This window comes from Jatrophihabitans sp. GAS493 (assembly GCF_900230215.1).
Taxonomy (GTDB): Bacteria; Actinomycetota; Actinomycetes; order Mycobacteriales; family Jatrophihabitantaceae; genus MT45.
In genome coordinates, this window is sequence record NZ_LT907982.1 from 3,668,852 (window position 1) to 3,695,117 (window position 26,266).

Genomic DNA, 26,266 nt, shown 5'->3' on the forward strand with positions numbered 1-26,266 from the left:
CTAAGCGGTGTGGCCGACTTGGCGGTATGGCCCGTCAGTGGGTGTGGCCCGTCAGTTCGAGTGCACCCGGTACACGTCATAGACGCCGTCCACGTTGCGGATTGTCCGCAGCAGATGGCCCAGGTGTTTCGCCTCGCCCAGCTCGAAGGTGAATTTGCTGACGGCGACGCGATCACGATTCGTGCTCACCGATGCCGACAGGATGTTCACCCGCTCGTCTGAGAGCACCCGGCTGACATCCGAGAGCAGCCGATGGCGGTCCAGCGCCTCGACCTGGATCGACACCACGAAGACCGACTCGGACGACGGCGCCCACTCGACCTCCACGTTGCGATCCTGCTGCTCTAGCAGCACGGCGGCATTGGTGCAGGCCAGCCGGTGTACCGAGACTCCCCCGCCACGAGTGACGAAGCCCATGATGGCGTCACCCGGAACCGGAGTGCAGCAACGGGCCAGCTTGACCCAGACATCGCTGACGCCCTTGACCACGACGCCCGCGTCCCCTGAGGAGCGCTTGATGGTCGAGCCGGGCGGATCCATCGACGGCCGGGTGGTCTCGGCGAGGTCCTCAACCGCGCCCTCCAGCCCACCCAGCTGCGCGACGAGCTTCTGGACGACCGCCTGGGCCGAGACGTGGCCCTCGCCGATGTTCGCATAGAGCGCAGTGATATCGGCCAGGTGTAGATCGCGGGCGATGGTGAGCAGCACATCCCCGCCGAGCATTCGCTGCATCGGCAGTGCCGCCTTGCGCATCGCCTTGGTCAGCGCGGTCTTTCCGGCATCCACCGCATCCTCACGGCGTTCCCGGGCAAACCACTGCCGAATTTTGGTCTTCGCCCGGGGCGACTTGACGAAGGCCATCCAGTCCCGCGACGGTCCGGCGTTCTCAGCCTTGGAGGTGAAGATCTCGACGGTGTCCCCGTTGTCGAGCTCCCCCTCCAGGGCAACCAGCTTGCCGTTCACCCGGGCCCCGATACAGCGGTGCCCGACCTCGGTATGCACGGCGTAGGCGAAGTCGACCGGGGTGGAGCCGGCCGGCAGCGCGACCACCTCGCCCTTCGGTGTGAAGACGTAGACCTCGTTGGCGCCGAGGTCGTAACGCAGCGAGTCGAGGAACTCGTCGGGCTCCTGCGTCTCGCGCTGCCAGTCCAGCAGCTGGCGCAGCCAACCCATCTCATCCGAGACGGCCGACGGCTCGGCAGCGGAGACGTTCTTGATCTCCTTGTACTTCCAGTGCGCGGCGATGCCGTACTCAGCGGTGCGGTGCATCGCGTGGGTGCGGATCTGCAGCTCCACCGGCTTGCCGCCCGGCCCGATCACTGTGGTGTGCAGCGACTGGTACATGTTGAACTTGGGCATCGCGATGTAGTCCTTGAACCGCCCCGGTACCGGCTGCCAGTTCGCGTGGATCACCCCGAGGGTTGCGTAGCAGTCCCGCTCGGTGTCGACGAGGACACGGATTCCGACCAGATCGTAGATGTCGGTGAAGTCACGACCGCGCACGATCATCTTCTGGTAGATCGAGTAGTAGTGCTTCGGACGGCCGGTGATGGCCGCCTTGATGGCGCCCTCTTTCAGGTCGTTGTTGACCCGTTCGATGACCTCGTGGAGGTAGGTGTCGCGGGACGGAGCACGGTCGGCGACGAGCCGCACGATCTCGTCGTACCGCTTCGGGTACAGCGTCGCGAAGGCGAGGTCCTCGAGCTCCCACTTGACCGTGTTCATACCCAGTCGATGGGCCAGTGGAGCGAGAACCTCCAGCGTTTCACGGGCCTTTCGCTCCTGCTTGGCCGGTGGGAGAAAGCGCAGAGTACGCATGTTGTGCAGCCGGTCGGCCAGCTTGATGACCAGCACCCGCGGGTCACGGGCCATCGCCACGATCATCTTGCGAATCGTCTCGGCTTCGGCGGCGTCGCCGAACTTCACCTTGTCGAGCTTGGTCACGCCATCGACCAGATGCGCTACATCGGCCCCAAACTGCGTAGTGATCTCAGCCAGAGAGGTGCGGGTGTCCTCCACCGTGTCATGAAGCAACGCGGCGACCAGCGTGGTGGTGTCCATACCGAGCTCGGCCAGGATCGTCGCCACCGCCAGCGGGTGGGTAATGTAGGGGTCGCCGCTCTTACGCAACTGCCCGCGATGACGCTCCTCCGCCAGGTCGTAACCGCGCTGCAGCAGCCGCGCATCGACCTTGGGGTGGGCGTTCTGATGAATGGCCAGCAACGGTTCGAGCACCGGCTTCACGCTGGACTGGCGCGGCGCGGCGACCAGTCGGCGAGCCAGCCGGTCGCGAACCCGTCGCCGGTACTGCGGAGTGTCGGAGGCCTTGGGTGCGGCGTTCTTGGGGGCGACCATGCGAGCCGATGCGCTGCGCGGGGAGGTGGTGTCCTCACCGCTGGGCTCGGCCGGCGGCTTCACAGCCGCCGGGGAGGCGGCCGGGGCGGTCGGCGGCCGGGTGGCCGGGGTCGAGGGAGGAGCAACCGATCGCGTCGGGGCGGGCGGCAGGACGCCTTCGGGAGCACTCGAGGGAGCACTCGAGGCCGTGGACGGAATTGTCGGCTGGGTCGTCGGCGGGGTCGCTGGAGCAGTCGATGACTTCGGCGCATTCGCAGCCTCGGCGGCATCACTCGATGGCCCGACGGCGTTCAGCGTCTCGGTGCCGGGCAGAGCAGATCCAGTTGCCGCTTCAGGTGTCAGCGTCTGCTCCTTAGATAGACCGTAATTTCAGTCTAGAAGATCGTCCTCCGGAGCGCTTGCCGGGTTCGAACCCGACGGTTCAGACCCGAAGCAGTGCCGTCACCCGGGGGCCGGACGAGCCGGACAGGCCGGACAGGGCAGCGCGGCCGTTGAGGAAGCCGATCTCCAGCAGCACTCCGGTTCCGGAGATCTCGGCACCCGCCTCAGTCAACAACTGCGTAGCAGCCGCGAGTGTTCCCCCGGTGGCCAGCACGTCATCGACGACGTACACCCGGCGGCCGTCGAGGACACCCAGCGGCACCTCCAAAACCGCCGTGCCGTACTCGAGTTGGTATTCGCGGGTCACCGTGGGCGGTGGGAGCTTTCCGGCCTTGCGAACCAGTACCAGCCCACAGTTCAGCTCGTTCGCGAGGGCGGCCGCGAGCACGAAGCCCCGAGCCTCGACGCCGGAGACCAGGTCGACGCCGCCGGCCGCCCGCGCCGCGTCAGCCAGAGCTCGGACGGCCATGCCGAAGGCCTGCGGGTCAGCCAGCAGGGGCGAGATGTCCTTGAAGAGCACACCCGGCAGCGGGAAGTCCTGAACGTCTCGCATCCCGGTGCTGACCGTGGCCGCGACCTCGGCGCCGGCATCGCCGACTGGGCCACTCATCAACGACGACGCTGCGGGCGCGCCCCGGGCTTCGGGGCCGGCATCGGTCCTGAGCCGCGTCGAGCCGCCGCGGCGGCCGCGACGGCGACCGGGGAGATCTCGACCGCCTCGTGCTTGTCACTGGCCCGCTTCGCCATCACCCGGCGCGTCAGTTGCTTGTAGGCCGGCTGCCGCTCGGTCAGGTCCACGACCAGCGGGGTGGCCAGGAAGAGTGAGGAGTACGCCCCGGACGCCAGCCCGACGAAGAGGATCAGCGCCAGGTCCTTGATGGTGCCCACACCGAGGATTCCGGCACCGACGAAGAGCAGACCGGCGACCGGGAGCAGCGAGATCAATGAAGTGTTGATCGAGCGCATGAGCGTCTGGTTGACGGCCAGGTTGGCCGCCTCGGAGAAGGTCATCCGGCTACCGGCGAGCAGGTTCTGAGAGTTCTCCGAAACCTTGTCGTAGACGACCACGGTGTCATACAGCGAGAACCCGAGAATGGTCAGCAGTCCGACCACCGTCGAGGGCGTCACCTCGAAGCCGATGAGCGAATAGATTCCGGCGGCGATGATGAGGTCGTGCAGCAGCGCAATCATCGCACCGACCGCCATCCGCCATTGGAAGCGGAACGAAATGTAGATCGAGACCACAATCAGGAACACGATCAGGGCCTGGATCGCCGACTTGGTGACGTCACGACCCCAGTCGGAACTGACCGTGGTGGCGTTGATGTCACTCTTCGGGATACCGGTCGACTTGGAGACCGAGTTCTCGACGTTGTTCAGCTCAATCGCGCCGACCGACTTCGTCTTGACGACGATCTGGCGGCTGGCACCGCTGCCGACCTCCTGGGCCGCGTCGGCCGGTGGTAGGCCGGCGGCGTTGAAGGCGTCCTCGACCTGACTGGTCGAGATCGACGAGCCGTGGGTCTGAATCTGGAACTGGCTGCCGCCGGCGAACTCCACACCGAAGTTGAAGCCACGAATCACGAACGCCAGGATGCAGATCGCGATCATGATGCCGGAAGCCAGATACCACCGCTTCCGCGAACCGATGAAGTTGTAGTTGGTCTCGCCGCGGTAAAGCTTGGTGAAGGCGCTCATCAGCTCTGGCCCTTGCTGTCGTCGTCAGATGACGTTCCGGCGTTCTGTGCCCGCAGTCGCGCTCGACGAGCAGCCGCTCGTTCGGCTGCGGTGCCCGACGCCGGGCTCACCTTGGGCGACGGCTCGGCCGCCGGCGCTGGGCTCGGTTCGGTTGCTTCGAGCGGATCTGCCTCCGAACCCACCGTCGACACCGTCGGCGCTGCGGCGGTTGGTGTGACCGCGTCGCTATCGACCGCAGTGTCGGCCTCGTCCTGATCGCCGAGCTCATCGCCGACGTTGGCCTCGGGCTCGGCGACCGCAACGGCAGTCGGCGCGGCCTTGGCCGACGGCTTGCTGAGACGGATCGATCCGGTCGGAACGCGCGGTTCGGGATCAGCCGGTGGGGCCGTCTTCGTCCGGCGCTTCACCTGCGTCGAGTCATCGGCTACGACACCGCCCGCCCGTGCCGAGTTGAGCCCGGTAAAGCCCGCGGACCCGAAGGTGGCGCTGCGCGATAGCAGTGACACCAGCGGGTGGGTGAAGAGGAAGACGACGACGAGGTCGAGGATGGTGGAGAGGCCGAGGGTGAATGCGAAGCCCTTCACGTCACCGGCAGCGAAGAAGTAGAGCACCGCCGCGGCGAGGAAGGAGACCGTATCCGCCGAGAGAATCGTGCGCCGGGCCCTAACCCAGGCGCGCGGCACCGCGACCCGCATGGATCTACCCTCGTGCACTTCGTCCTTTATTCGTTCGAAGAACACGACGAATGAGTCAGCGGTGATACCCACCGCAACGATGAAACCGGCGATACCGGCGAGGGTCAGGGTGAAACCGATCTGCCGGGAGAGGAAGACGATGCAGCCGTAGGTCAGGCCGCCGGAGACCACCAGCGATGCGATGGTGACCAAACCAAGCCCGCGGTAATACAGCAGCGAGTAGATCACGACGAGGGCCAGTCCGATGCCTCCGGCCAGCAGGCCGGCCTTCAGCTGAGCGCTGCCGAGCGTGGCACTCACGTTGGAGGCGGTCAGCGGGTCCCCGAAGTTCAGGGGCAGCGCGCCGTAACGGAGCTGGTCGGCCAGATTGGTAGCCGAGCTCTGCGTGAAGGAGCCGCTGATCTGCGTGCTGCCACCATTGATCGCCGACTGGTTGTAGGGCGAGGAGACCACCGCGCCGTCGAGGGTGAAGGCCACGAAGTTAGCGCAGGGCACGCTGCTCGTGCCGCAGCTGGTGTAGTCCGGGGTCGCAGTCGACCCACTGGTGTTGTGCTTGGTCGTGTAGTCGGCCCAGGCCGCCTGGCCGCTGCTCTTCAGATCGAGCGAGACGATCCACTGGTTGGTCGAGTTCAGCTGGGCTGAGGCATCGCTGATCTCGGTTCCGGGCACGATCACCGGGCCGAGGAAGTACACCAGCGTCGGCTTGTCGTGCGAGTCACAGGCCAGCAGGGTCTGCGCCTGCTTGGTGTCCGGCGGGCTTGACGCACAGTCGAAGTGCGACGCCGTCGCCTGCAGAAGCTGCTGCTGGGTCGAGGTGAGCTTCTCGTAGTCGGTCTCAGTGGTCGGGATCGGGAAGTCGAGAACTGAGAAGGGGTTCTCGGTCACCGTGGTGCCCGAGAGGAGCGTCTGCTGCGCCGGGGTGAGGGTGGGCGTCGCGGCCGCGGCCGCCGGAGTGCTTGCCGCCGCACTGGCCGGGGCCGCCGCCGAGGTCGGCGCGGCCGATCCGGAGGCTTGGTGCGGCGCAGCCGCCAGCTCACGAGCCGAGGCGTCCTGCGGGCTCAGTTGCCGGGACGACTCGTCCTTGGGGGCCACGCTCGACGACCCATTGGCCGACGGGCTGGTCGACGCCGCGCTGGCCGAGGCGGCCGGAGATGTCGATGCGCCTGAGCCGGACGCCGTCCCCGCGCTCGCACTGGCCGCGGAGGCCGACGCCGCGGCGGCGGCGGCCGCCGCCACCGGCTGCACGACCGGCATGATGAGCGGCCGGAAGTTCAGCTGGGCGGCGCTGCCGATACTGGCCAGCTGATCGGCGGCGTTGTGGCCGGGGATCGAGATGACGATGCGGTCACTGCCCTCGATGACGACCTGGGCCTCAGAGACACCGTAAGCGTTTACGCGCTGATCCATGATCGAGCGCGCCTCCTCCATAGAGGACTTCGACGGCGTCGAGCCGTCCGGCGTCTTCGCCTGGAAGACGACCTGTGTCCCGCCTTCGAGGTCGAGCCCGAGCTTCGGCGTGCGTGACTGGCCGGGCCAGAAGACGATCGCATAGAGGACAACAAAGATGGCGAGCAGCGCTAAGAAATAACGCCCGACGCGCAGCGTTCCGGCGGGTGGAGCCACTGGGGAAATTCTCCTATAGATGAGTGCTGGATCCGGCGCAGATTGCCGGCAGCACGAGGCCATGAAAACAGACCCGCGGGACGAATGTCGCGCAGGTCATACGACAGTATGACCGAAGGGGCAAGCAGACGCTCCCCAGGTCATCGGTCGATCGATCAGTCAGACGTCTGAGTGCCCGCCTGCGTTCCCGGTTCTGGATCCGATCCGGTCGCCTGCTCACCGACTGCCTGCTCCCCCAGACGGTACTGGGCGGGCAGGGAGGCGATGTCACGCAGGGCGGCGAAGGCCCACTTGACCTCGATGCCGGGCGCGATTCGCAGCAGCACCGTGTCCCCGTCCGGATCAATGGCGACGACCTGACCGTAGAGGCCGGAGGTGGTCATCACCTCACTACCGAGGCCGATCGTGGCCCGACGGGCGGATTCGGCGCCGGCAGCGCGCTGTTTGGCCCGCTGGGCGAAGAGGAACATCCCAGCGAGGATGAGGATGATTATGACGAGCGGAAGAATCTTCATAGCAAATCCCTAGCGGTAAATCAGACCCGGCGGTGTCGGCCGTAGCCCCGATGCGCGGCGGCCAACTGAAGAGGCAGCAGCCCAGAAGTGAGTGTCACTCCTGGAACAGGGTAGGCGCTGATGGGTCCACTCCGGCACCGAATCGTCCGCTCGCCAGGTATCCGTGGGCCGCCGAGGCCGGCGGAGTGAGACCGAGATGATGCCAGGCGGCAGGCGTCGCGACCCGCCCCCGGGAGGTTCGCGCCAGCAGCCCGGCCCGCACCAGGAATGGCTCAGCCACCTCCTCCACGGTCTCAGCCTCCTCGCCGACGGCGACGGCCAGCGTCCCGACCCCGACCGGTCCCCCGCCGAAACGCCGCACGAGCGCGTCGAGCACAGCCCGGTCTAGGCGATCCAGACCGAGCTCGTCGACGTCGTAGACGGCCAGCGCGGCGCTGGCCACTGCTTCCGTGACGACGCCATCGGCCCGAACCTCGGCGTAGTCCCGAACCCGACGCAGCAGCCGGTTGGCGATGCGGGGAGTGCCCCGCGATCGCCCGGCAATCTCCACCGCACCGTCGTCGCGCAGCGGCACGCCGAGGAGGGCGGCCGAGCGATGCAGCACCGTCTCCAGTTCCGCGACGTCGTAGAAGTCCATGTGCGCGGTGAAGCCGAATCGATCGCGCAGCGGGCCGGTGAGCAGACCGGCCCGGGTAGTGGCCCCGACCAGCGTGAAGGGTGCGAGCTCCAACGGGATGGCAGTGGCGCCCGGCCCCTTGCCCACCACGACGTCGACCCGGAAATCCTCCATCGCCATATAGAGGAGCTCCTCGGCGGGCCGGGCGATCCGATGGATCTCGTCGATGAAGAGCACCTCGCCCTCGGTCAGACTGGTCAGCAGGGCGGCCAGATCACCGGCCCGTTCGATGGCCGGACCGCTGGTAACCCGAATCGGCACGCCCAGTTCAGCCGCGATGATCATGGCCAGGCTGGTCTTGCCCAGCCCGGGCGGGCCGGAGAGCAGCACATGATCCGGCGGACGATTGCGGCGCATCGCGCTCTCGAGCACCAGTTGCAGCTGCTCGCGGACCTTCGGCTGACCGACGAACTCGTCCAGGTGCTTCGGCCGCAGGCTCGCTTCGACGTCGCGTTCGTCAGCCACTGGAAACGGCGAGGCAAGATCGGTCTCGGCGCCGGAATCGGTCGCCTGTGGGTCGTTCATGCTCACAGCTAATCACCTGCCTGAGACGACGTCGGGTGGCCCACTATCGAGTGCGACCGAGAAGTTGAATGCTGCGCCGCAGCAGCGCCGGGACGTCGGCTTCGCTCTCGCCGGCGTCGACCTCGGCCGCCAGCACCTCGATCGCCTCGCCGGCTTCGCGTGCGCTGAAACCCAAGCCCCCAAGCGCGCGGACGAGCTGTTCGCGCCACGGAGCAACTGCCGTGACGCCGAGGCTGCTGGCTCCGGCGGCTGACTCGTCGGACTGATCGATGGCCCCGATCCGATCACGCAGTTCCAGGACCACCCGCTCGGCGCTCTTTCGACCGATGCCGGGAACTTTCATCAAAGATTGCAGGTCATTCGTCGCGATCGCCCGTCGGACCTCGCGGGGCGCGTGGACCGCGAGAATCGTCTGGGCCAGCCGTGGTCCGACTCCGTTCGCAGTCTGCAGCAGTTCGAAGAGCGACCGCTCGTCGTCGTCGGCGAAACCGAAGAGGGTCAGTGAATCCTCACGGACGACCAGGCTCGTCGACAGTCGCGCCGACTCCCCCAGCCGCAGCCGGGCCAGCGTTCCGGGTGAGCAAGAGACGGCCAACCCGACACCGCCGACCTCGATGACCGCTCCATCCGGCCCGAGCGCGGCGACCAGCCCGTGCACGCTGGCGATCATGCGACCGTCCCGATCGCGCGGCGCCCGGGCGCCGGTCGGCGCGCCGCCTGCTGTGCCGCTTGCTGTGCCGCCTGCTGTGCCGCCTGCTGGGCCGCCACCAGTCGGCTCTGCGCGGCGCCGCGCCAGATGTGGCAGATGGCCAGGGCGAGCGCGTCAGCCGCATCCGCCGGCTTCGGCATCGATTCGAGGTTGAGCAACCGGGTGACCATGGTGCCGACCTGAGCCTTCCCCGCGGTACCGGATCCGGTGATCGAGGCCTTCACCTCACTCGGGGTGTGCATCACCACGGGTATCCCCTCGCGGGTGGCAGCCAGCACCGCCAATCCGGCGGCCTGCGCGGTCCCCATCACGGTGCGCACGTTGTGCTGGCTGAAGACCCGCTCCACCGCCACGACGTCGGGCTTGAACTGCCGCACCAGATGGGTCACCGCGTCGGAGATGATGACCAGACGATCACCCAACTCCGCATCGTGCGGAGTGCAGATCACGTCCACATGCAGCATCTGCAGACGCCGCCCAGCCGTCCCCTCGACGATGCCTACGCCGCATCGCGTCAGCCCGGGGTCAACGCCCAGTACCCGCACTCGTCCTCACCTCTGCCCTTTATGTTCTCGCGCCGCGACCTGTAGTCGAACGGTCGTTCGAGCTTACGACGAGCGGTTGGGGCTGCTGGGACGACACGCAGCGCGCTTGTCTCAGCTTTCCCGGCTAGCGTTACGGCATGTATTCGTTGCCGAGCCTCCCCGCTCGACGTGCCGTCCGCCCGAGCCCCGTCTTCCTGGCTTTTGTCGCTCTCACCGCATTCGGCGGGTTCCTGGCGTGGCAAGAACCCAGTCTGCTGGCCGCGCGCTTCGGGGTCTTCCTGCTGGTCCTGAGCGGGTGGGTCGTCTCGCTCTGCCTGCACGAGTTCGGCCACGCCTACTGCGCCCACCGGGCCGGCGACAGCAGCATCGAGGCGCGCGGATACCTCACGCTCAACCCGTTCAAGTACGCCCACCCGGTGCTGTCGATCGCGCTGCCGCTCTTCTTCATCCTGCAGGGCGGCTTCGGCCTGCCGGGCGGGGCGGTGTACCTGCACCCCCACACCTTCAAGTCCAAGCGTGAACGGGTCATCGCCGCCGGAATCGGACCGGCCTCCAACGTGATAATCGGTGTGCTGTTGCTGATCAGCACCGTCGGGAAGACCTACCAGGGTCCGCATCTGTACTTCTGGTCCGCGGTCGCCTTTCTCGGCTTCCTGCAGCTCACCGCGGCCGTGCTGAACCTGATGCCGCTGCCCGGACTCGACGGCTACGCGATGCTCGAGCCGTTCCTGCAGCCCAAGACCCGGCAGTCTCTCGAGCCGTTCAAGCCATGGGGAATGCTCGTCGTCTTCGCGCTGCTGAGCGTCCCGCGCCTCAACGCCTGGTTCTTCCAGTTCGTCGACGACATCTACCGGGCGACCGGGGCCGATCCGGTCCTTTACCAGTACGGCAGCCTGCTGCTGCGTTTCTGGCAGTCGCTTTAGGTATTCGGCCGATAGCTCGGCTGGCTACTCGGCCGATAGCTCGGCTGGCTACTCGGCCGATAGCTCGGCTAAGACCTCGTCGCTGGCGTCGAAGTTGGTGAAGACGTTCTGCACGTCATCGCTGTCTTCCAGGGCGTCGATCAGTCGAAGCACCTTGCGGGCACCATCGGCGTCGAGTTCGACCTGCACGCTCGGAACGAAGGAGGAGTCAGCCGAGTCGTAGTCGATTCCGGCACTCTGCAGCGCGGTGCGGACCTGCACCAGGTCGGTGGCCTCGCAGATCACCTCGAAGGACTCGCCGAGGTTGTTCACCTCTTCGGCACCGGCGTCGAGGACAGCCAGGAGCACATCGTCCTCGGTCTGGCCGGCCTCCGGCACTACGATCACACCCTTTCGGGTGAACATGTAGGAGACCGAACCCGGGTCAGCCATCGATCCGCCGTTGCGGGTCATCGCCAGGCGGACCTCTCCGGCGGCTCGGTTGCGGTTGTCGGTCAGGCACTCGATCAGCACGGCGACGCCGCTGGGGGCGTACCCCTCGTACATGATCGTCTGCCAGTCCGAGCCGCCGGCCTCGGCGCCGGAGCCGCGCTTGACGGCGCGCTCGATGTTGTCCAGCGGCACCGACGTCTTGCGGGCCTTCTGGATGGCGTCGTAGAGGGTCGGGTTGCCGTCCGGGTCACCGCCTCCGGTGCGAGCCGCGACCTCGATGTTCTTGATGAGCTTGGCGAAGAGCTTGCCACGCTTGGCGTCGACGACCGCCTTCTTGTGCTTCGTCGTCGCCCATTTGGAATGCCCACTCATGCTGAATTACCGACCCTTCTCACTTCGCTCTGCGTCTGCTCATCTGCGTCTGCTCATCTGCCCTGCCCTGCCATGCCATGCCCCGGCTCGCGAGCGGACCGCGGGCCCGCGTGGCTACCGCGTCCGCGACCATCTCACAGAAGTAGGCATGAATACGACCGTCTCCCGTCAGCTCCGGGTGAAAGGACGTAGCCAGCAGATGCTGCTGACGAACCGCCACTATCCTACCGGCGGCCGGACCCTGGGCTACGGTGGCGACCGCGGTTGCCTTCGGCCCGATGGCCTCGACCCAGGGGGCCCGGATGAAGACGGCCCGCATCGGCGCTCCGGCCACCCCGGCGACCTCGAGCTCGGCCTCGAAGGATTCCACCTGGCGGCCGAATGCGTTGCGCCGCACCGTCATGTCGATGCCACCGAAGGTCTCCTGACCGACCACACCGCCGGTGATGCGATCTGCCAGCAGGATCATGCCGGCGCACGACCCGTACGTGGGGAGTCCACCGGCGATCCGGGCCCGTAGCGGCTCCAGAAGCTCGAAGATGCGGGCCAGTTTGACGATCGTCGTCGACTCGCCACCAGGCAGCACCAGCCCGTCCACGTCGGCCAGTTCCCGCTCGCGACGTACGGCCACGGCGTTCGCCCCGGCTGCTCGCAGCGCCTGCAGGTGTTCGCGGACGTCACCCTGCAGGGCGAGGACGCCGACCGTGGGCGGCAAACGCCTTACCAGCCGCGCTCGGCCAGTCGATGTGGCTGCGGGATCTCCTCGACGTTGATGCCGACCATGGCCTCGCCGAGACCCCGGGAAACCTTGGCGATGACATCCGGGTCGTCGTAGAACGTGGTGGCCTTGACGATCGCCTCAGCCCGCTGGGCCGGGTTTCCGGACTTGAAGATGCCCGAGCCGACGAAGACGCCCTGGGCCCCGAGCTGCATCATCATCGCAGCGTCAGCCGGGGTGGCGATGCCACCGGCGGTGAAGAGCACGACCGGCAGCGCGCCGGTGCGAGCGACCTCGGCGACGAGAGCGTAGGGAGCCTGCAGCTCCTTGGCGGCGACGAAGAGTTCGTCCTCGGGCAGTGAGCTCAAGCGGCGCAGCTCGCCACGGATCTGGCGCATGTGTGTGGTGGCGTTGGAGACGTCGCCGGTGCCGGCCTCACCCTTGGAGCGGATCATCGCCGCGCCCTCGGTGATGCGGCGCAGTGCCTCTCCGAGGTTGGTGGCCCCGCAGACGAAGGGAACCGTGAAGGCCCACTTGTCGATGTGATTGGCGTAGTCCGCCGGGGTGAGCACCTCGGACTCGTCGATGTAGTCGACGCCGAGCGACTGCAGCACCTGGGCCTCGACGAAGTGGCCGATCCGGGCCTTGGCCATCACCGGGATCGAGACCGTGTTGATGATCGACTCGATCATGTCCGGGTCACTCATTCGGGATACCCCGCCCTGGGCGCGGATGTCGGCCGGCACCCGCTCCAAGGCCATGACGGCGACGGCACCGGCGTCCTCGGCGATCTTGGCCTGCTCCGCGGTGACGACGTCCATGATGACGCCGCCCTTGAGCATCTCGGCCATCCCGCGCTTGACGGCGGCGGTACCGGTGACCGGGGTCGTGCCGGCGGCGGTATCAGGCTGGTTCAGGGCAGAAGTTGACTCGACAGACATGCCCCAATCTTACGTCCCCGCGCGAGTGGAATCTGACAACCATCATCGCGCAGGGACGGACCGGGGGCCGCCGCCGGGCGCGGCGAGCCAGCCGAACTCAACGCGAGGTGAGTGGAGTCCCGTTCGTCGCCAGCACGACCCAGGCCCCACCCGGGGTGACCGAGATCGGCTTGCCGGCCGCGTCCCGGTAGGTGGTGCCGGAGTTGATCGTCGGCCGGGACCAGGTCCCGTCGATGCGGTGACCGTTGCGGAAGATCGACACCTTGCCGCTGCCGACGGAGTGCGTGTACTGCGACGGGTTGCCGTTGACGTCGATATCCCCGGGGTGCGGTGAGACCGCACAGAACTGGACGATAACGTTCGGCGTCGCGATGACCGCACCATCGGCCGCGCGCTGGATGTTGCCGTTGATCACCCGCATGTACTTCTTCAGCGAGGCGTTCCAGGTGAACCCGACCGGGGTGCCGCCGACCTTGGTGCTGAGGCTGGTCGCCACCGGCGTGGCGGCCAGACCGGCGCCGGAGGCACTCCAGACCAGGCCGATGCTCTTGGCCTTACCGGCGCCGGGCACCGAAACCTTCGACAACGGGAGCACCACGTTGATGTAGGTCGATTGTCTGCGCTGCACCCGGTAGAAGCCCTTGTCGCCCCGATCCTGGATATACGGGTGCAGGATCGATGCGTCGAGAATCTTCAGCGAATCACCACCACCGCCGGATGCCACCAGCACGATCGGGCCGTACTGGGTGAGTAGTTCGGGGTCGCTGGCCCGGGTGCTGCGGATGTAGCCGGCGATCGGCTTCTGGCTGGCGAAGACAGCCACGTCACGGGTCAGGCCGCCCTCGGCCTGCTCGATGTACACGATGTCGGCCTTGTCGATCCCGACCTGCGGGCGACCTGGGGCGGTGTCGTCGATCTTGACCGCGATCACCGGGCCGGTCGGGACGGTTCCGGTGCCGGTGAGCGGGTTCACCGGCGGGGGCGCGGCGGGCGCCGGGGTGGCGGTCGGCGTCGGTGAGGCGGTGGGTGACGGGGTTGCCGTCGCCGTGGGCGCGGCCGCCGAGGACTTCGAGGAGCCATTCGACACCAGCGCATAGGTGGCTCCGGCGCCGCCGATGACGAGCACCGCGACGAGCGCGCCGGCGATCCCCTTCTGGGCGCCACTCATCTGACCGATTCGACCTGCGATATTCACTGTGATTCCTCTACTGAGACGTCTTTGGAGCGGTACTGGACGGCCCGAACCGGATAGGTGAAGGCATCGTCGATGTCAAAGAACTGCGGAAGTTCACGATGCCCTGCCAAGTGCAGAATCCGTGGCATTCGGCGGGCCCGCAGCCCCCGCGTGTCGCGCACGGCATCGTTGTAAAAGCGACGGGCTATCACCAATCGGGCACAGGCTTCGTGCAGCTCGGCACCGGCCCGGGCGGAGACGAGTGCTGAGTTCTCCGCCAGTTCGGCGATGCTGCGCCCGACCCGGTTCTCGATGACCTCGCGCCGATCAGGGGCCGCATGCAGGGCCTCGATGGCCACCCGGGCCAGGACAGCCGGGTCGAAGCCGGCGCTCACCCCGGCTTCGTCGGCCGAAACCGACTCCGCGGCCTCCAGCAGAGCGGCCGCCCGGCGCACCAGTTGGGCGTCCAGAGCGGCAAAGGCGGCATCCACCCGGGCGTGCAGGCGGTCCAGCCGAGTCAACGTGAAGGTGATCCAGAACGTCGCCAGAACGGCGAGCAGCAGGATCGCGACCCACGCGACTACAGAGAGCATGATCGAAGAGCCTAGCGGCACCCACGGCTACGCCGTCCCAATCACCGGCCGTTCCTCAGAAATCGCGGGCCACCGCTAGAGGCGCGGCAGCTGCGAGGCGCCGGCGATGGCAATCTCGTAGACCCGCAATACCTGAGTGACGATCACTGACCAGTCATACGGGGCGACCGCCGCTGCCCCGGCCGCGACGAGCTCGGCCCGGCGCGGCGCATCGTCAAGGACCCGGCTCAGCGCAGCGGCCAGCCCGGCCGCGTCGCCGGCGGGTGCGAATTCACCCGCCGTGCCATTGCCCAGAACACGGCGGAACGCCTCTATATCACTGGCTACCACCGCGACCCGGGCCGCCATCGCCTCCAGCAGGATGATCCCGAAGCTCTCCTGGCCGGTGTTCGGCGCACTGTAGACGTCGATGCTTCGCAGCAGTTGCCTCTTGGCCGACTCGCTCACCTGCCCGAGAAGGTCCACCCGGTCGGCCAGCGCCGGTGGGAGCTGGCTGAGGAAGTCCTCGGCGTCCCCGCGGCCGGCCACCACCAGCTTCAGCTCCGGCCGTGTTGTGACCAGGATCTCCAGAGCGGAGACCAGCACGTCCATTCCCTTGCGTGGCTCGTCGTAGCGGCCGACGAAGCCGATCACTCCCCCTCGGGGCGGAGGCCCCGACGGGTCGCGAGGGTATTCGGGCAGCGGCTGGGCTGACTCGAAATGCTCCACCGAGACGCCATTCGGGATGACCACCGCGTCGGCCCCGAGGTGCTCGACGATGACCCGACGGGCCGCCTCCGACACTGCGATCCGCCCGGCCAGCTTCTCCAGAAACGGCTGCAGCACGCTGTCGAACATCGACAGCACTCTCGACTTCGGGTTGCTGGCATGGAAAGTGGCGACCAGTGGCCCGTCGCCGATCATGCAGGTGAGCAGGGAGAGGCTCGGCGGTGCCGGCTCATGCACATGCACGACGTCGAAGCCGCCGTCCTTCAGCCAGCGCCTCACCCGCGCAGCGGAGACCAGACCGAATTGCAGACGCGCCACCGAGCCGTTGTACGGGATCGGAACGGCCTTCCCGGCCGCAACCACGTAGGACGGCAGCCCCGGCATGTCCTCATCTCCGGGGGCGAGGACGCTCACGCTGTGACCGAGCTCGATGAGCGTCTCGGCCAGGTCCCGCACGTGCGACTGCACGCCCCCGGGGATGTCCCAGGAGTACGGGCAGACCAGGCCGACCTTCATCGTCGGGTCACGTCCGGGCCGAACGGGGCTTGAGATCGGCCAGCCACAGCTTCTGGAGCATGTGCCAATCGGCCGGATGGGCGGCGATGCTCTCCGCGAAGCGGTCGGCCAGCGCCTGGGTGGCCGACCGGATCTGATCCACCCGATCGCCGTCGGCCAGGGTGATCGGCGGGAAGATGCGCTGGCCCCAGCCGTCTTCGGTGTACCAGAGCGTCACCGGCAGCAGTGTCGCTCCGGTGCTGGTGGCCAGGAGGGCGGGGCCCGCGGGCATGCGCGTCGCCTCGCCGAAGAAGGTGACCTCAACACCGCGCCGGGAGAGATCGCGGTCACCCAGCAGGCAGATCACCCCGCCCTCGCGAAGCCGTTCGGAGAGCACGTCGATGGGGTTGCGCGCACCGCCGGTGAGCGGCAGGACCTGCATCCCGATGCTCTCCCGATAGGCGACGAACCGGTCGTAGAGCGACTCCGGCTTCAGCCGCTCGGCGACGGTGGTGAACGGCGAGCCCCGCTCGATCAACCAGAGCGCTGCGACGTCCCAGTTCCCGCTGTGCGGCAACGCCAGCACCACACCCTTACCGGCCGCGATCGCCGCATCCAGATGTTCGGTGCCTTCGGTGGCGGTCTTGGCCAGGACGGCCGAACGGGGCATCTTCGGCAGCCGGAAGGTCTCCATCCAGTACCGGGCGTAGGAGCGCATCGCCGCCTGGACCAGCGAATCCAACTCCTTCTTACTCGTCTCGCCCGCGGTTTCGTGTCCGATCACCCGGGCCAGATTGGCCCGCAACTGCGTCACCGCCGGGCCGCCTCGCCGAGTACCCGCGTCTGCGGCTAACTGAAATAGCCGGCGCGCCACCGGAGCCGGGAGGGCCTTCACACCGGCCCAGCCCGCCGCGTAGCCGAGGTCGGCCCCGTGCTCAGCGGTGGACGTGAGCAGCCGCTCGATCGCCGTGCGCGTCGACTGCATCGGCGAGCCGCTCATGCGGCCAGCTGACGTGACTGGGTGTGCACGGTGGCCAGCCGCTGGACCACGGTTATCGCCGAGGCGGCGACCAGCAGCCAGAGGGCGACGGCCTGGGCGAACGGGAGGCCGAGGAAGGCCCCGGAGACCCCGGTTCCCACCAGCACGATGATGAGCCGCTCCGTCCGCTCCGCGATACCGACGTTGCAGGTGAGCCCGACTCCCTCGGCCCGGGCCTTGATGTAGGAGGTGAGAGCCCCCAGGATCAGGCAGAGCAGACAGGCCAGCACCATCCACTTCTGTGGGTCGGGCCCGAAGCTGAAGTACCAGGCGATGGTCGCGAAGACGGAGGCGTCCACCAGCCGATCGGTCGTCGAGTCGAGGACGGCACCGAACTTCGTCGAGCCGACGACCCGGGCCACCGCCCCGTCGACCATGTCGAGCATCACGAAGCCCCAGATCAGCAGGGTGCCGAGAAACCACCAGCCGCGGGTGAAGAAGATGACTGCACTAGCCGTAGCGCCGATCGTCCCGAAGATCGTGATGACGTCCGGCGTGACGCCGAGGCGCGCCAGCGTGGCGGCCAGCGGGTTGACGAACCGGGAGAAGAACAGACGTAAACGGGCGGTGATCACGCCTTACGATATCGAATACCGAACCGCGGCTTACTTGCCTGGAAGCTTCAGCTTGCTGAGGTCGGGCATGTTCATCCCCGGCGGGAGCTGTGGGGGCACCGACCCGCCGAATCCGCCGCCGGGGAGGCCGCCCGGGAATCCGCCGCCGAAGCCCGAGTTGCGCGGCGGCGTCGGTCCGCGACCGGATCCGCGCCCCTTCTTCCCCTTCTTGCCCTTCGCGTTCTTGACGTTCTTGCGCCGCATTCCGGGCATGCCCATGGCGCCGCCCATCTGCTTCATCATCTTGCTGGCCTCGAAGAACCGGTCGACCAACTGGTTGACGTCGCTGACCTTGACGCCGGAGCCGTTGGCGATCCGCAGTCGTCGTGAGCCGTTGATCATCTTCGGATTGGCCCGCTCAGCCGGGGTCATACCGCGGATGATGGCCGCTGTGCGGTCGAGGTCGCGGTCATCGACCTGACTCATCGCCTCCTTCATCTGCCCCATGCCGGGCATCATGCCGAGCAGATTCGAGATGGGGCCCATTCGCCGGATCGCCTGCAACTGCTCCAGGAAGTCCTCGAGGGTGAAGTCGCCGCCGGACTGCAGCTTGCCGACCATCCGCTCGGCTTCGTCCTGGTCGAAGGTCTTCTCGGCCTGCTCGATGAGGGTGAGCACGTCACCCATACCGAGGATGCGGGAGGCCATTCGATCGGGGTGGAAGACGTCGAAGTCCTCGAGCTTCTCGCCGTTACTGGCGAACATGATCGGTTGGCCGGTGACGTAGCGGACCGATAGCGCCGCACCACCGCGGGCGTCACCGTCGAGCTTGGTGAGTACGACACCGGTGAAGCCGACCCCTTCGGCGAAGGCCTGGGCGGTGTTAACCGCATCCTGGCCAACCATTGCGTCGACCACGAAGAGAGTCTCGTTGGGCTGGACCGCGTCGCGGATGGCCGCCGCCTGATTCATCATCTCGACGTCGATACCGAGACGTCCGGCGGTGTCCACGATCACCATGTCGTGCTGAGCCCGCTGCGCGAACTCGATCGACTCGCGGGCAACGCTGACCGGGTCGCCGACGCCGTTGCCGGGCTCAGGTGCGAAGACCGCGACACCGGCCCGCTCGGCCACCACCTGGAGCTGGTTCACCGCGTTCGGACGCTGCAGGTCGCAGGCCACCAGCAGCGGCGTGTGTCCCTGCTCGCGCAGCCACCGGGCCAGCTTTCCGGCCAGGGTGGTCTTGCCCGCACCCTGCAGACCGGCCAGCATGATGACCGTCGGCGGGTTCTTCGCGAACTGCAGCCGCCGGGTCTCACCACCGAGGATCGTGACCAGTTCCTCGTTGACGATCTTGATGACCTGCTGGCCGGGGTTCAGCGCCTTGGAGACGTCCTCACCCGTGGCCCGCTCCTTGATCGCCGAGATGAACTGCCTAACCACGGGCAGTGCGACGTCGGCCTCCAGCAGCGCGATGCGGATCTCGCGGGCGGTTGCGTCGATATCGGCCGCCGAAAGGCGACCCTTGCCGCGGAGTCCGGAGAAAGCGGCGTTGAGGCGATCAGAGAGCGTGTCGAACATGACAGCAAGGGTATCTCCCAACTCCGGGCGCGAAATCCGGATGACAGCGGACTTACGGTTACTTCATGTTCACCGCACTTCGATCGCGTGATTTCCGGCTGCTCTGGATCGGACAATCGGCGAGCGTTATCGGTGACAATCTGGTTGTCGTCGCCCTCGCACTCTTCGTCACCCGACTCACCGGCCGGGCCTCGGACGTGGCCGCCGTGCTGGTCGCCTACTCGCTGCCCATGGTGGCCTTCGTCCTCGTCGGCGGCGTGTTGGCCGACCGCCTTCCCCGGCAGCGGGTCATCGTCAGCACCGACCTCATCCGCGCCGTGCTGCACGGGGTGCTGGCGCTGCTGATCGCGACCGGCACGGTGCGCGTCTGGCAGATGGTCGTCATCGGGGTCTGTTTCGCGACCGCGGAGGCCTTCTTCCGCCCGGCGTACACCGGGCTCATTCCGCAGACCGTCGCTGAGTCCGACATCCAGTCGGCGCAGGCGCTGAGCGGAATGAGCAGCTCGCTGGCCGAGTTCGCCTCGCCCGCGCTGGCGACCGCGCTGGTCCTCGGTGTCGGTGGCGCGACGGCCTTCGGGCTGGACGCGCTCACCTTCTGTGTCTCGGCGTTCTTGATCTGGCGGGTGCGGCCGCGAAGTCGCGGCGACGTGGCGGTCGAACCGGCGCCCGTGCTGCGCGAACTGCGTGAGGGCTGGCTGGCGCTACGCGAGCGCACGTGGGTCTGGGCGACGATCCTGTCGTTCTCGGTCACGCTGCTGCTGGCTCTGGCGCCGTTCTTCGTGCTCGGCGCCACCGTCTCCCGCACGCAGTACGGCGGTGAGGGGGTCTTCGGGTTGACGAACGCGTGCTGGGGCATCGGCACCGTCACCGGCGCCGTGATCGCATCCCGGTGGCGCCCGCTACATCCGATGCGCACCGGCCAGATCGCCTCGCTCTGGTGGCCGCTGGCCATCGCCGTCTACGCCGCCGGCGCCCCGCTGCCGATTACCTACCTGTCCATGACGCTGGCCGGAGTCGGGATCGGCATGTTCGGCGTCTGGTGGGAGACTGCGCTGGCTCAGCGGATTCCGCCTCATCTGCTCTCCCGGGTCTCGGCCTGGGACTGGATGGGGTCGCTGGCACTGCTGCCGCTGGGTTACCTGCTCGCCGGCTTGCTGGCCGACGTCTTCGGTGCCGTCCCGGTGATGCTCGTCGGCGGACTCGCCGGCGGTGTCTCCATGCTGCTCGGGCTGGCCCCGGCCTCGACTCGGCACCTTCGGCGCCTCGAGGAGCCGGCTCTGCCAGTGGCGGATACGCCACTGGCAGAGCTCACCTCCAGCTGAGATCGGCCTAGATCAGCCCGGCGCCACCGTCGACGTAGATGACCTGGCCGGTGACGTAACCGGCCTCCTCACCCGCGTAGAAGGCGACGGTGTTCGCGACGTCGGCGGGCAGACCGCCACGGCGCACCGGCACGGTCGACGCGACCGCCTCCCGCATCTGCTCGATCGTGCCGCCCACCCGTTCCGCGGTGGCGGCCGTCATGGCGGTCTCGATGAACCCCGGGGCGACCGCGTTCGCGGTGATCCCGAAGGGGCCGAGTTCGATGGCGAGGGTCTTGGTGAAGCCCTGTAGCCCGGCCTTGGCCGTTGCGTAGTTCGCCTGGCCCCGGTTGCCCAGCGCCGAGGTCGAGGAGAGGTTGATGATGCGTCCGTACTTCGCGGCCACCATGTGCTTCTGGGCAATCTGGCTGACCAGGAACGCACCCCGCAGGTGCACCTCCATCACCAGCGTCCAGTCGTCGTCGGTCATCTTGAAGAGCAGGTTGTCACGCAGCACACCGGCGTTGTTCACCACGATGTGCAGGGCGCCGAACTTCTCGACGACCGCGTCGACCGCGGCCTGTACCTGGTCGCGCTTGCTGACGTCCGCGGCGACGCCCAGCGCGCTGCCGCCGGCCGCGACGATCTCCGCGGCGACCGCCTCGGCGGCACCGAGGTCGAGGTCGAGTACCGCGACCTTCGCGCCGCCGGCCGCCAGCCGGCGGGCCACTTCAGCCCCGATCCCCTGAGCGGCACCCGTTACCAGTGCTACCCGATCAGCTACACCTGCCATGTTTTATTGCCCTTCTTCTTTGTTGTGTTCGGTATTTGAAGCGGCTTCCCAGCCGACTGGCTCAACTTCGCCCGCCACCGACCAGGCGGCGTACGCCAGCCAGCCAGCGGTCGGGGTCGGTGGCTTTCTGCACCCAGTACGAGGCCACCTCTGGGTGCGGAAGTATCAGGAACTTCTCCTGCTCCAGCCCGTCGACGACGGCATCGGCGACCCGTTCGGTGCTGATGATCTCGCCCGAGGCGGCCACCGTCTGGGCCGACGGGTGATTCTCCGCGAGCGGATCCATCAGCAGCGGCGTCGCCACCCCGAGCGGGCAGAGGACGCTCACGCCGATGCCCTGACCACCGTAGGTGACGGCCAGCCACTCGGCGAAGGCCACCGCCGCATGCTTGGTGACGGCATACGGTGCGTCGCCGGGTGAGGTGAGCAGGCCTGCCGCCGATGCGGTGTTCAGCAGATATCCACCGCCGTTGGCGAGCATCGTCGGTACGACCGATCGCGCGGCATGCACGTGGGCCAAGACATTGATGTCGAAAGTGCGCTGCCACTCTTCGAGGCTCGCCTCGACGCCACCGCCGGTCGTGATACCGGCGTTGGAGCAGAAGAGGTCGACCCGCCCGAAGCGGTCGATCGTGGCGGCGACCAGGGCTTGGATCTGTGCCGGATCGCTGACGTCGGTGCGGTCGGAGACCACGATTCCGGTGGGGAGGGTGTCGTTGATCGACGCCGCCACCGCGCCGGCGGCGTCGCCGTCGCGGTCACTGACCACGACCGCCTCAGCGCCGAGTGCGGCGAAGCGCCGGGCCAGTTCGGCCCCGATGCCGCTGCCGGCTCCGGTGATCACGACGACCTTGTCGGCGATCTGCATCTACTTCTCCCCTAAGGTCGCTGTGGTGGTCGCTGATGTCGCTGATGCTGTCGGTTCGGAGACGGAGCCAGGTTGCGCGGGGCCCAGCCGACGCAGCGTATCGACCAGCACCCCGGGCGAGGCGAGCTCGGGGGTCGGCAGCAGTGCGATCACCGGCGTCCGCACGCCGGCCGTGGCATAGGCCTGGACCTTCTCGCGGCACTCCTCGGGCGTGCCGTGCAGGACCAGCTCGTCGATGACGTCCTCGGGCACCGCGGCGAGCGCGCGCTTGCGATCGCCGGCCTTCCAGAGTTCACTCATCGGGGCCAGCTTCTCACCCCGTCCGAGCCAGCTGTGGAACGCGGCATAGGCCGGGACGGTGAGGTACGCGGTGATCATCATCCGGGCCAGGTTGCGGGCGAAGTCGGCGTCCTCGGTCGGGCAGACGAAGATGCGCGCGACGACATCCGACGCCGAGTTGTCGACCGCGTCCAGGCACTGTGCGACATCGGTTGCGGCGAGCCAGTTGAGGATGACCCCGTCGGCCTCGCGGCCAGCCAGTGCGAGCATCTGAGCGCGTAACGCAGCGAGCAGGACCGGCGGCGGCGACGTCGGCGCGGACTCCAGCTTGAACCGCTTGATCGTGAAGGTGTCGAAGGTGCCGTCCACCCGCTCGCCGGCCAGCGCGCTATTCACGAAGCGCAGTACGTCGCGGGTGCGTTTGAACGGCTGATCGAAGTCGAGGCCGTTCCAGTCCCGAACGATCGCTGGGCTGGAGGCACCCAGCCCGAGGCTGAACCGCCCGGGCGCGGCGGCCGCGAGAGTGGCGGCGGACATCGCGATGAGGGCCGGCCCGCGGGTATAGGTCGGCACGATCGCCGTGCCGAGCTGAAGCTGCGGCGCCCAGACCGAGGCAAGTGCGAGCGGGGTGAAGGCATCGGCCCCGTTCACCTCGGAGGACCAGACGTCGCTGTAGCCGAACGCGGGCAGCGCGCTTACCAGCTGGGCTTGATCAGCCAGTGGGATGCCAGTCAGCGGGATGGTGAGTCCCCAGCCCATCTCAGCCCGCACCGGCTGAGGTAGAACGGAATTCCTTCGGCGAGAAGCCCATCGTTGACTAACCCTTCGTCAGTTCGGCGTGCGCGGATTCCAACAATGCGGGCACGGATGCAGCGACCTCGGCGAAGCCCGGACCAACCGTCTTTCCCTGGGCAAACCGCGCGGCGATACCCTCGCCGACCACGGCGAGTTTGAAGTACCCGAAGGCGACGTACCAGCTGAGGTCCGACAGGTCTCGGCCCGACCCGGCGGCATAGCGGGCCAGTAGTTCGTCGGGGCTGAGGAATCCCGCCGAGGGCGTCATCTTCGGCATCACCGAACCGCTCTCCAGCGCCAGGCGGTGGTAGACGGCGAGCAGGCCGATGTCGGTGAGCGGGTCACCCAGCGTCGCCATCTCCCAGTCGACCACTGCGGCCACCCGCCCGAAATCCGGGTCGAAGATGACGTTGGTCATTCGGTAGTCACCGTGCACGATGGCCGGCGTCTCGGAGTCCGGGATGGAGTTGGTCAACTCGTCGACGACCTGCGCGAAGATGTCCAGCGGCCGGGTCTCGGAGGCGTCCCACTGCTTGTGCCAGCGGCTGACCTGCCGCTGCAGATAGCCGACCGGGCGACCGAAGTCCGCGAGGCCGACCTCGTTCGGGTCGATGGAGTGCAGCGCGACCAGCGTGTCGATGAGCGCCTCGCCCGCTGATGTCGCCTGGGGCGGCGTCACCGCGGCCACGTCCTGGTCGCGGTCGAGCACCACGCCGTCGACGAAGCCCATCAGGTAGAACGGGGCGCCGAGCAGCTCCGGATCGCGGCAGAGCGCGACGGGTTCGGCCACCGCGACTGACGATCCGGTGAGCGCGCTGATGACCCGGTACTCCCGAACCATGTCGTGCGCGGTGGGGAGCACGTGGGCCAGCGGCGGGCGACGCAGCGCCCAGCGATTGGCTCCATCCGTGATCCGGTAGGTCAGGTTGGACTTGCCGCCGACGATCACCTCGCCGACGAGCTCCCCCTGCCGCAGCCCCGGTTTCGCCGAATCGAGCCAGCTGGTGAGGAGATCGAGGTCGACTCCGGGCAGGGTGCGCGAACCCGGCTGTGAAACGTTTGGCAGCTCTGTCACAGTGCCCACGTTAGAGATCGCCGATCGATAGGGATAGGGCACCCCCGCAATTGACCCGACGCCCCGGCAGACTGCAGACCTGCTACAGCCCTACTGCAGGCCTACTGCGGCCCTACTACAGCCCTGCTGCGGCCCGGAAGCTAGCCGACGACAGCCCCGAAGACGGTCCCTACGCCGTAGGTCACCGCGGCCGCGATGCCACCCAGCAGCAACTGCCGGGCGCCGGCGAAGACCCACGAACGCGACGTGAATCGCGAGCTGACGGCGCCGGCGGCGAAGAGCGCCACCGAGGAGAGCAGCGCGCACAGCAGCACCGACTTCGCCCCGAGGAGGTAGGGCAGCAGCGGGATCAACGCCCCCACCGAGAAGGCGGTCAACGAGGATCCGGCCGCGACCCAGGGGCTTGGCAGGGCACCGGGTTGGACGCCGAGTTCCTCCAATGCGTGGATTTTGAGGGCCTGCTCCGGGTCACGCGACAGCTGCCGGGCCACTTGGTCAGCCAGTGCCCGGTCGACACCGCGATCCACGTACATCTGGGCCAGTTCCTCGAGTTCCGCCGCCGCGTTGACCGTCAACTCGTGGCGTTCGACGTCGATCTCGGCCCGAATCGACTCGTTCTGGCTCTGCACCGACACATATTCACCGGTCGCCATCGAGAAGGCGCCGCCGACCAGGCCGGCCAGCCCGGCCAGGGCAATCCCGGCCCGCGAGGTATCCGCCGCCGCGACCCCGGCGATCAGGGCGAAGTTCGAGACCAGGCCGTCCATCATGCCGAAGACCGTCGGACGCAGCCAGCCACCGGCGACGTCACGGTGCTGGTGGTGGATCTCCGCGCTGGCGAGGCTACTCATGACGCTGCTCGGCCGTGGCCGGGGGAACCGCCGGGGTCGGGGCCGTGGGAACCGCCGGGGTCGGGGTCGGGGGAACCGTCGGCGTATCGGCCGGATCGCCGGCAGGCTCCTCCCCTGTCGTCTCCTGACCGCCGGTTGATTCGCTCTCCTCGGCCGGTGGGGTGGCCTCAGCCGACGACGCCTCGCGTCCGTCGGTGTAGATCGGCCCCGATGGCACCGAGCGGTTGCGTAGGAACCAGATCAATGCGCCCACGAAGACGATGATCGAGGTCCAGTCGTTGAGGCGCAGTCCGAGGATGTGGTTCGCGTGATCTTCCCGCAGCGCCTCGATCCAGGCCCGACCGACCGTGTAGAGCATCACGTAGAGGGCGAAGACGTTTCCACGTCCGAGGGTCCAGCGGCGGGAGGCGTAGATGAGAAAAAAGGCCAGCGCGATGTCCCAGATCGATTCGTAGAGGAACGTCGGCTGGAAGTATCCGATCACGATGGCGTGCCCGTTGTCATCGAGCAGCGAGCTGCCGGTGACCACGTCCACCCGATGAATCGCCAGCTTCCAGGGCAGGCTCGTCGGGCCGCCGTAGAGCTCGTTGTTGAACCAGTTGCCCCAGCGTCCGATGCCCTGGGCCAGCACGATTCCCGGCGCCGCGGCGTCGGCGAAGGAGCTCAGTCGAATCCCCTTGCGCCGGCAGCCGATCCAGGCTCCGACGCCGCCGAGTGCCACCGCACCCCAGATTCCGAGGCCGCCGTCCCAGATCTTGAAGGCGTTCTGCGGGTGGGCCGCGGTGTCCGGCGGCACCGCCTTGAAGTACAGCTCGGGGTCGGTGATGACGTGGTAGACCCGGCCACCGATGATGCCGAAGACGATCGCCCAGCCGGCGACGTCCCAGATGTCTTCGTCGACTCCGCCGACGGCCCGCCAGCGGCGAATCGTCAGCCATACCGCGACGAAGATGCCCAGCACAATGCAGAGCGCGTAGGCGCGAATCGGCAACGGGCCGAGATGCCAGACGCTCTGAGAAGGACTAGGGATCGAAGCTAGAACTCGCACCAAG

General features: G+C 67.6%; 26 protein-coding genes. 3 read left to right on the forward strand and 23 right to left on the reverse strand.

Features of this window, described 5'->3' with window-relative positions; genetic code table 11:
* Positions 1 to 51: 51 nt before the first annotated feature.
* Entirely contained in the window at positions 52 to 2,355 is a 2,304-nt protein-coding gene (locus tag CPH63_RS17045; protein WP_096304011.1) for a bifunctional (p)ppGpp synthetase/guanosine-3',5'-bis(diphosphate) 3'-pyrophosphohydrolase, read from the reverse strand.
* Between CPH63_RS17045 and CPH63_RS23530 the strand changes: the two genes are divergently transcribed.
* Positions 2,354 to 2,722 (forward strand): hypothetical protein, encoded by a 369-nt coding sequence (locus tag CPH63_RS23530; RefSeq protein ID WP_096304012.1) that lies wholly within the window; start codon positions 2,354 to 2,356, stop codon positions 2,720 to 2,722. The genes CPH63_RS17045 and CPH63_RS23530 overlap by 2 nt on opposite strands.
* Before the next feature lie 54 nt (positions 2,723 to 2,776).
* Here CPH63_RS23530 and CPH63_RS17055 read toward each other — a convergent pair whose 3' ends face one another.
* The 7 genes from CPH63_RS17055 to ruvC all read right to left on the reverse strand — a co-directional run bounded on the left by CPH63_RS17055 (position 2,777) and on the right by ruvC (position 9,722).
* Positions 2,777 to 3,346: an adenine phosphoribosyltransferase gene (locus CPH63_RS17055; RefSeq protein ID WP_096304013.1), complete on the reverse strand. Its 570-nt coding sequence runs from the start codon at positions 3,344 to 3,346 to the stop codon at positions 2,777 to 2,779.
* Positions 3,346 to 4,434 (reverse strand): protein translocase subunit SecF, encoded by a 1,089-nt coding sequence (gene secF, locus CPH63_RS17060; RefSeq protein WP_096304014.1) that lies wholly within the window; start codon positions 4,432 to 4,434, stop codon positions 3,346 to 3,348. The genes CPH63_RS17055 and secF overlap by 1 nt, the downstream gene beginning before the upstream one ends.
* The gene (gene secD / locus CPH63_RS17065; protein ID WP_157749619.1) at positions 4,434 to 6,752 is read right to left on the reverse strand and encodes a protein translocase subunit SecD; all 2,319 of its coding nucleotides are present in this window, start codon (positions 6,750 to 6,752) and stop codon (positions 4,434 to 4,436) included. The genes secF and secD overlap by 1 nt, the downstream gene beginning before the upstream one ends.
* A gap of 155 nt (positions 6,753 to 6,907) precedes the next feature.
* Positions 6,908 to 7,267: a preprotein translocase subunit YajC gene (yajC, locus tag CPH63_RS17070; protein WP_096304016.1), complete on the reverse strand. Its 360-nt coding sequence runs from the start codon at positions 7,265 to 7,267 to the stop codon at positions 6,908 to 6,910.
* A gap of 94 nt (positions 7,268 to 7,361) precedes the next feature.
* Positions 7,362 to 8,468 (reverse strand): Holliday junction branch migration DNA helicase RuvB, encoded by a 1,107-nt coding sequence (ruvB, locus tag CPH63_RS17075; protein WP_096304017.1) that lies wholly within the window; start codon positions 8,466 to 8,468, stop codon positions 7,362 to 7,364.
* A 43-nt stretch (positions 8,469 to 8,511) separates the two neighbouring features.
* The gene (gene ruvA / locus CPH63_RS17080) at positions 8,512 to 9,138 is read right to left on the reverse strand and encodes a Holliday junction branch migration protein RuvA (protein ID WP_096304018.1); all 627 of its coding nucleotides are present in this window, start codon (positions 9,136 to 9,138) and stop codon (positions 8,512 to 8,514) included.
* A complete protein-coding gene (gene ruvC, locus CPH63_RS17085) occupies positions 9,135 to 9,722 on the reverse strand; it encodes a crossover junction endodeoxyribonuclease RuvC (protein ID WP_096304019.1) in 588 nt (195 codons plus the stop codon). The genes ruvA and ruvC overlap by 4 nt, the downstream gene beginning before the upstream one ends.
* A 137-nt stretch (positions 9,723 to 9,859) precedes the next feature.
* On the opposite strand from ruvC, the gene CPH63_RS17090 reads away from it, so the two are divergent.
* Positions 9,860 to 10,645 (forward strand): site-2 protease family protein, encoded by a 786-nt coding sequence (locus CPH63_RS17090; RefSeq protein WP_096304020.1) that lies wholly within the window; start codon positions 9,860 to 9,862, stop codon positions 10,643 to 10,645.
* A 48-nt stretch (positions 10,646 to 10,693) separates the two neighbouring features.
* On the opposite strand, the gene CPH63_RS17095 is transcribed toward CPH63_RS17090, so the two are convergent.
* From CPH63_RS17095 to ffh, 9 genes are all read right to left on the reverse strand, one after another.
* Positions 10,694 to 11,449, reverse strand: a complete 756-nt coding sequence (locus tag CPH63_RS17095) for a YebC/PmpR family DNA-binding transcriptional regulator (RefSeq protein WP_096304021.1) — start codon at positions 11,447 to 11,449, stop codon at positions 10,694 to 10,696.
* A gap of 19 nt (positions 11,450 to 11,468) precedes the next feature.
* On the reverse strand, positions 11,469 to 12,164 hold the full coding sequence (pdxT, locus tag CPH63_RS17100) for a pyridoxal 5'-phosphate synthase glutaminase subunit PdxT (protein WP_096304022.1): 696 nt from the start codon (positions 12,162 to 12,164) through the stop codon (positions 11,469 to 11,471).
* 5 nt (positions 12,165 to 12,169) lie between these two features.
* Positions 12,170 to 13,108, reverse strand: a complete 939-nt coding sequence (pdxS, locus tag CPH63_RS17105; RefSeq protein ID WP_096304023.1) for a pyridoxal 5'-phosphate synthase lyase subunit PdxS — start codon at positions 13,106 to 13,108, stop codon at positions 12,170 to 12,172.
* A gap of 97 nt (positions 13,109 to 13,205) precedes the next feature.
* Positions 13,206 to 14,276 (reverse strand): DUF3048 domain-containing protein, encoded by a 1,071-nt coding sequence (locus CPH63_RS17110; RefSeq protein ID WP_096304024.1) that lies wholly within the window; start codon positions 14,274 to 14,276, stop codon positions 13,206 to 13,208.
* A 23-nt stretch (positions 14,277 to 14,299) separates the two neighbouring features.
* Positions 14,300 to 14,875 (reverse strand): hypothetical protein, encoded by a 576-nt coding sequence (locus CPH63_RS17115; RefSeq protein ID WP_096304025.1) that lies wholly within the window; start codon positions 14,873 to 14,875, stop codon positions 14,300 to 14,302.
* Positions 14,876 to 14,950: 75 nt separating this feature from the next.
* Positions 14,951 to 16,099, reverse strand: coding sequence for a glycosyltransferase family 4 protein (locus CPH63_RS17120; protein ID WP_096304026.1), 1,149 nt, complete (start codon positions 16,097 to 16,099; stop codon positions 14,951 to 14,953).
* Positions 16,100 to 16,106: 7 nt separating this feature from the next.
* Positions 16,107 to 17,078, reverse strand: coding sequence for a phosphatidylinositol mannoside acyltransferase (locus tag CPH63_RS17125; RefSeq protein ID WP_241895710.1), 972 nt, complete (start codon positions 17,076 to 17,078; stop codon positions 16,107 to 16,109).
* Positions 17,075 to 17,692 (reverse strand): phosphatidylinositol phosphate synthase, encoded by a 618-nt coding sequence (gene pgsA, locus CPH63_RS17130; RefSeq protein ID WP_096304027.1) that lies wholly within the window; start codon positions 17,690 to 17,692, stop codon positions 17,075 to 17,077. The genes CPH63_RS17125 and pgsA overlap by 4 nt, the downstream gene beginning before the upstream one ends.
* Before the next feature lie 30 nt (positions 17,693 to 17,722).
* Positions 17,723 to 19,252: a signal recognition particle protein gene (ffh, locus tag CPH63_RS17135; protein ID WP_096304028.1), complete on the reverse strand. Its 1,530-nt coding sequence runs from the start codon at positions 19,250 to 19,252 to the stop codon at positions 17,723 to 17,725.
* A gap of 65 nt (positions 19,253 to 19,317) precedes the next feature.
* Between ffh and CPH63_RS17140 the strand changes: the two genes are divergently transcribed.
* A complete protein-coding gene (locus CPH63_RS17140) occupies positions 19,318 to 20,574 on the forward strand; it encodes an MFS transporter (RefSeq protein ID WP_096304029.1) in 1,257 nt (418 codons plus the stop codon).
* Positions 20,575 to 20,581: 7 nt separating this feature from the next.
* Here CPH63_RS17140 and fabG read toward each other — a convergent pair whose 3' ends face one another.
* The 6 genes from fabG to lgt form a co-directional block, all read right to left on the reverse strand.
* Positions 20,582 to 21,346: a 3-oxoacyl-ACP reductase FabG gene (fabG, locus tag CPH63_RS17145; protein WP_096304030.1), complete on the reverse strand. Its 765-nt coding sequence runs from the start codon at positions 21,344 to 21,346 to the stop codon at positions 20,582 to 20,584.
* A 61-nt stretch (positions 21,347 to 21,407) separates the two neighbouring features.
* Positions 21,408 to 22,214 carry an SDR family oxidoreductase gene (locus CPH63_RS17150; RefSeq protein WP_096304031.1) on the reverse strand — a complete coding sequence of 269 codons (807 nt, stop codon included), beginning with the start codon at positions 22,212 to 22,214 and terminating at the stop codon, positions 21,408 to 21,410.
* Positions 22,215 to 23,252 carry an LLM class F420-dependent oxidoreductase gene (locus CPH63_RS17155; protein ID WP_096305237.1) on the reverse strand — a complete coding sequence of 346 codons (1,038 nt, stop codon included), beginning with the start codon at positions 23,250 to 23,252 and terminating at the stop codon, positions 22,215 to 22,217.
* A gap of 58 nt (positions 23,253 to 23,310) precedes the next feature.
* On the reverse strand, positions 23,311 to 24,363 hold the full coding sequence (locus CPH63_RS17160) for a phosphotransferase family protein (RefSeq protein ID WP_241895711.1): 1,053 nt from the start codon (positions 24,361 to 24,363) through the stop codon (positions 23,311 to 23,313).
* Between the two features lie 140 nt (positions 24,364 to 24,503).
* Positions 24,504 to 25,214: a VIT1/CCC1 transporter family protein gene (locus CPH63_RS17165; protein ID WP_096304032.1), complete on the reverse strand. Its 711-nt coding sequence runs from the start codon at positions 25,212 to 25,214 to the stop codon at positions 24,504 to 24,506.
* Positions 25,207 to 26,262 carry a prolipoprotein diacylglyceryl transferase gene (gene lgt / locus CPH63_RS17170; RefSeq protein ID WP_241895712.1) on the reverse strand — a complete coding sequence of 352 codons (1,056 nt, stop codon included), beginning with the start codon at positions 26,260 to 26,262 and terminating at the stop codon, positions 25,207 to 25,209. The genes CPH63_RS17165 and lgt overlap by 8 nt, the downstream gene beginning before the upstream one ends.
* Between the last annotated feature and the right edge of the window lie 4 nt (positions 26,263 to 26,266).

Coding starts and splice junctions, on each gene's coding strand:
- CPH63_RS23530 (WP_096304012.1), top strand. CDS start 2,354: ATGCGAGCCGATGCGCTGCGCGGGGAGGTGGTGTCCTCACCGCTGGGC.
- CPH63_RS17045 (WP_096304011.1), bottom strand. CDS start 2,355: ATGGTCGCCCCCAAGAACGCCGCACCCAAGGCCTCCGACACTCCGCAG.
- CPH63_RS17055 (WP_096304013.1), bottom strand. CDS start 3,346: ATGAGTGGCCCAGTCGGCGATGCCGGCGCCGAGGTCGCGGCCACGGTC.
- secF (WP_096304014.1), bottom strand. CDS start 4,434: ATGAGCGCCTTCACCAAGCTTTACCGCGGCGAGACCAACTACAACTTC.
- yajC (WP_096304016.1), bottom strand. CDS start 7,267: ATGAAGATTCTTCCGCTCGTCATAATCATCCTCATCCTCGCTGGGATG.
- ruvB (WP_096304017.1), bottom strand. CDS start 8,468: ATGAACGACCCACAGGCGACCGATTCCGGCGCCGAGACCGATCTTGCC.
- ruvA (WP_096304018.1), bottom strand. CDS start 9,138: ATGATCGCCAGCGTGCACGGGCTGGTCGCCGCGCTCGGGCCGGATGGA.
- CPH63_RS17090 (WP_096304020.1), top strand. CDS start 9,860: ATGTATTCGTTGCCGAGCCTCCCCGCTCGACGTGCCGTCCGCCCGAGC.
- CPH63_RS17095 (WP_096304021.1), bottom strand. CDS start 11,449: ATGAGTGGGCATTCCAAATGGGCGACGACGAAGCACAAGAAGGCGGTC.
- pdxS (WP_096304023.1), bottom strand. CDS start 13,108: ATGTCTGTCGAGTCAACTTCTGCCCTGAACCAGCCTGATACCGCCGCC.
- CPH63_RS17110 (WP_096304024.1), bottom strand. CDS start 14,276: ATGAGTGGCGCCCAGAAGGGGATCGCCGGCGCGCTCGTCGCGGTGCTC.
- CPH63_RS17115 (WP_096304025.1), bottom strand. CDS start 14,875: ATGCTCTCTGTAGTCGCGTGGGTCGCGATCCTGCTGCTCGCCGTTCTG.
- CPH63_RS17120 (WP_096304026.1), bottom strand. CDS start 16,099: ATGAAGGTCGGCCTGGTCTGCCCGTACTCCTGGGACATCCCCGGGGGC.
- CPH63_RS17125 (WP_241895710.1), bottom strand. CDS start 17,078: ATGAGCGGCTCGCCGATGCAGTCGACGCGCACGGCGATCGAGCGGCTG.
- ffh (WP_096304028.1), bottom strand. CDS start 19,252: ATGTTCGACACGCTCTCTGATCGCCTCAACGCCGCTTTCTCCGGACTC.
- CPH63_RS17140 (WP_096304029.1), top strand. CDS start 19,318: ATGTTCACCGCACTTCGATCGCGTGATTTCCGGCTGCTCTGGATCGGA.
- fabG (WP_096304030.1), bottom strand. CDS start 21,346: ATGGCAGGTGTAGCTGATCGGGTAGCACTGGTAACGGGTGCCGCTCAG.
- CPH63_RS17150 (WP_096304031.1), bottom strand. CDS start 22,214: ATGCAGATCGCCGACAAGGTCGTCGTGATCACCGGAGCCGGCAGCGGC.
- CPH63_RS17155 (WP_096305237.1), bottom strand. CDS start 23,252: ATGGGCTGGGGACTCACCATCCCGCTGACTGGCATCCCACTGGCTGAT.
- CPH63_RS17165 (WP_096304032.1), bottom strand. CDS start 25,214: ATGAGTAGCCTCGCCAGCGCGGAGATCCACCACCAGCACCGTGACGTC.